3 protein-coding genes are annotated in these 2,996 nt (G+C 30.7%); all 3 read right to left on the bottom strand.

What is annotated here, in order from left to right; all coding sequences use genetic code 11:
- Nucleotides 1-606, bottom strand: a 606-nt coding sequence (locus tag BLS89_RS10275; protein ID WP_176763306.1) for a restriction endonuclease subunit S, incomplete at its 3' end; no start/stop codon positions are given.
- 6 nt (nucleotides 607-612) lie between these two features.
- Entirely contained in the window at nucleotides 613-1,734 is a 1,122-nt protein-coding gene (locus BLS89_RS10270) for a Fic family protein (protein ID WP_092738129.1), read from the bottom strand.
- A gap of 136 nt (nucleotides 1,735-1,870) precedes the next feature.
- Nucleotides 1,871-2,857, bottom strand: a complete 987-nt coding sequence (gene xerA, locus BLS89_RS10265; RefSeq protein WP_092738127.1) for a site-specific tyrosine recombinase/integron integrase — start codon at nucleotides 2,855-2,857, stop codon at nucleotides 1,871-1,873.
- Between the last annotated feature and the right edge of the window lie 139 nt (nucleotides 2,858-2,996).

Here is a 2,996-nt window from a genome sequence, read left to right as displayed (position 1 = left end):
GGATTTATAGGGTTTTCCATTTTCATCAGGGAAGTCAAATTGCACAAACCAATAATCATAGATAGTCTTAGCTAATTGTGCTAAATTATCATTTAGTTGACTTAAAACCTCTATTTTATCGTCTAAATCTGAGAGAATTTTTGCGATTTTTTGTTGGATTGCAAGAGGAGGAACATTTATGCTTAAATTTTTTAAAGCACCTTCATTAACTCGTTTTCTGCCAGAAGTTCCTTCCATACAGCTAATAGCTTTTTCTCTAAAATAAGGACTTCTTGCTAAATAATATATAAATTTATAATCTGATAATTCATTGTTTCTCAATACAATAAATTCAGAAGAACCAAAAGCTATTTCATCATCTTCTAAAATATTTACCAAAGCCGTTTTTCCATTTTCTAAGCAAGGAGTAATTTTAGCTAAGAGCGTATCTTTATTTTTAAACTTTGGTCCCGATTTATATTCCTTAAATTCAAATCCTTTTATTTTCCGCTCAAAGGTTCCTAACTTATCCATAGGAATTTTTTTTGCTATTGTGTTTTTTTGCAACTTTTCCAAAGGATTAAAATCAATAAATTCACCTATTGTTATTTTTAGCCAATCTTTCATTTTCAATTAATTAAACAAATTTATATAATCTTCAAAAACATAGAGTTTCCCACGAGAAGCCCCCGTAATTTCTTTAATAATGCCCAAATTTTCTAATTCTGCAATTAGACTATAAGCAGTTCGTAGGGTTTTTCCTGTGGTTTCTGCCACTTTTTGGGCATCTATAATTGGGTTGAGATACAAATATTCTATCACCTTACTGGCATCTTTGCTTTTTGTGCCTAATTCTTTTATTTTCAATTCAATATGCTTTTGAAGTTGCAAAATTCCATCAAAAGTTTGCACTCCTTTCTGAGAAGTTTCAATCACACCTGTCAAGAAAAATTTAAGCCATTGCCCCAAATCATTATGCGTTCTTACACGCATTAGATTGTCATAATAGAGTGTTCGGTGTTTTTCAAAAAAGTCTGAAAGGTATAGAATAGGCTGTTTTAGAATACCTTTATCTACCAAATATAGGGTAATAAGAAGCCTGCCCACACGCCCGTTTCCGTCCAAGAAAGGATGTATGGTTTCAAATTGATAATGAATAAGAGCAATTTTTATCAAATCAGGCAACGGATTAAGCTCATCATTAGCAAATTTTTCCAAATCAGACATCAATTCATTCAAACTCGTATGCACAGGCGGAATAAAAACAGCATCAGAAATGGACGCTCCTCCAATCCAGTTTTGGCTTGTGCGGTACTCTCCAGGGTGTTTATGTTCGCCACGCACACCTTGTAGAAGAATTTTATGCGTTTGTTTAATCAACCGTGATGAAAATGGAAGCGTATGCAAAAGTTTTACCGCCTCATTCATTGCTGAAATGTAATTTTGAACCTCTTCCCAATCATTTCGTTTTTCAAGGTTAATCTCTTCTTTTTTCAAAAAAGCCTCTTTCATATTGGTTTGTGTACCTTCTATTTTGGAAGATTGCGTGGCTTCTTTGGCAATGTGCATTTTGATAAATAATTCAATATTTACATAATGCGAATACATATCCAGCCTTCCCAAATGTCTATCAGCTTTACTAAGAAGTTGTAAAATATTCATATCCAGAATATTCCAGTCTCTATGGATAAATTCTGGTTGAAAACTTTTATAATAACCTTGGTTGATATATTGCCCTGAATTGAAATTTTCCATTGCGTGAAAATATTTTGAGCAAAATTACAACAAAAAAAATCGTTATTGAAAATTTTTATATTTTTTTTCAATATGAAAAATATTATTGAAAATTAATTCTATAAAATTACAATAATGAAGATGGTTTTGAAAAATACTAACTAATAAATTTGCGATGAGCCATTTTTACATTGATTTGATTTACCATTGCGTAGTGCATTGTGGTATCTATCTTGGTATGTCCCAGTAATTTCTGTACTTGTTCTATTGGCATTCCTTTATCAATAGCCATTGTAGCGAGAGTTCTCCTAAACTTATGTGGATGCACTTTATTAATGTTACATTTTTTTCCCAATTTTCGTAAAATAGTTTCTATACTATTGATAGTAAGTCTTTTATTAGGTTTTGAATGAGATACAAAAAGAGCCTCATTATTATCTTTCCGTTGGTTGATATATTCCAAAAGATGAATTTTTGTTCGGGCATCAAAATATACTTCTCGTTGTTTGTTTCCTTTTCCTGTAACAATGCACGAACGCTCTTGAAAATCAATATCTTTTATATTAATTTTTACCAATTCTCCCACACGAATTCCTGTGGAAGAAAGAATTTCAATAATAGATAAATCTCTGATATTTTGAGAGTTGTCTCTTAATTTTTCAATCTCTTCATCGGTTAAAATTTCCTTAATAGTTTTGGCTGTTTTTACTTTGTGGATTCTCCTAACGGGTGATTTTAAGATATAATCTTCATCTTCTAACCACGAAAAAAAGCTGGAAAAAATTCGTCTAATATTATCAATAGTCACTTTGCTACTATTGTTTTTATTTTGGTAATCAGATAGATACAATCTCAAATCATTGGTAGAAATATCACTAATATTTTTATTTAATTTATTGAGAAGTGCCTCAATGGTGGAGAAATAGTATTTCAGAGATTTTTCAGAACAACCTTCTATTTTCTTTGCAGAAAGAAAAGAATGAAGTAAATTAATGGGAGTTTCGTTTAATTCTTTTTCTGTTAAATCACTGATATTGAAGGACTCAATATTTTGTCTTAGCACAAATTCTAATAACTCCATTTGTTGGAAATTCAAGCTATCACTCATCTGACTAAGGATTTTTTGTTTAAAAAGTTCTTTCATTTTTAGATAAAATTAAAATCTGCAAAAGAACGATTTTTTTTAGCTAAATGATAATTTAGCACAATTAGCTAAGACTATCTATGATTATTGGTTTGTGCAATTTGACTTCCCTGATGAAAATGGAAAACCCTATAAATCC

The sequence above is a fragment of the Riemerella columbipharyngis genome, assembly GCF_900101995.1.
GTDB lineage: Bacteria > Bacteroidota > Bacteroidia > Flavobacteriales > Weeksellaceae > Riemerella > Riemerella columbipharyngis.
Note: the sequence above shows the minus strand (reverse complement) of the source record. Positions and strands in the feature narration are given on the sequence as shown.

Excerpts from the sequence above, each read along its gene's own strand:
- BLS89_RS10270 (WP_092738129.1), bottom strand. The coding sequence starts at position 1,734 with ATGGAAAATTTCAATTCAGGGCAATATATCAACCAAGGTTATTATAAA.
- xerA (WP_092738127.1), bottom strand. The coding sequence starts at position 2,857 with ATGAAAGAACTTTTTAAACAAAAAATCCTTAGTCAGATGAGTGATAGC.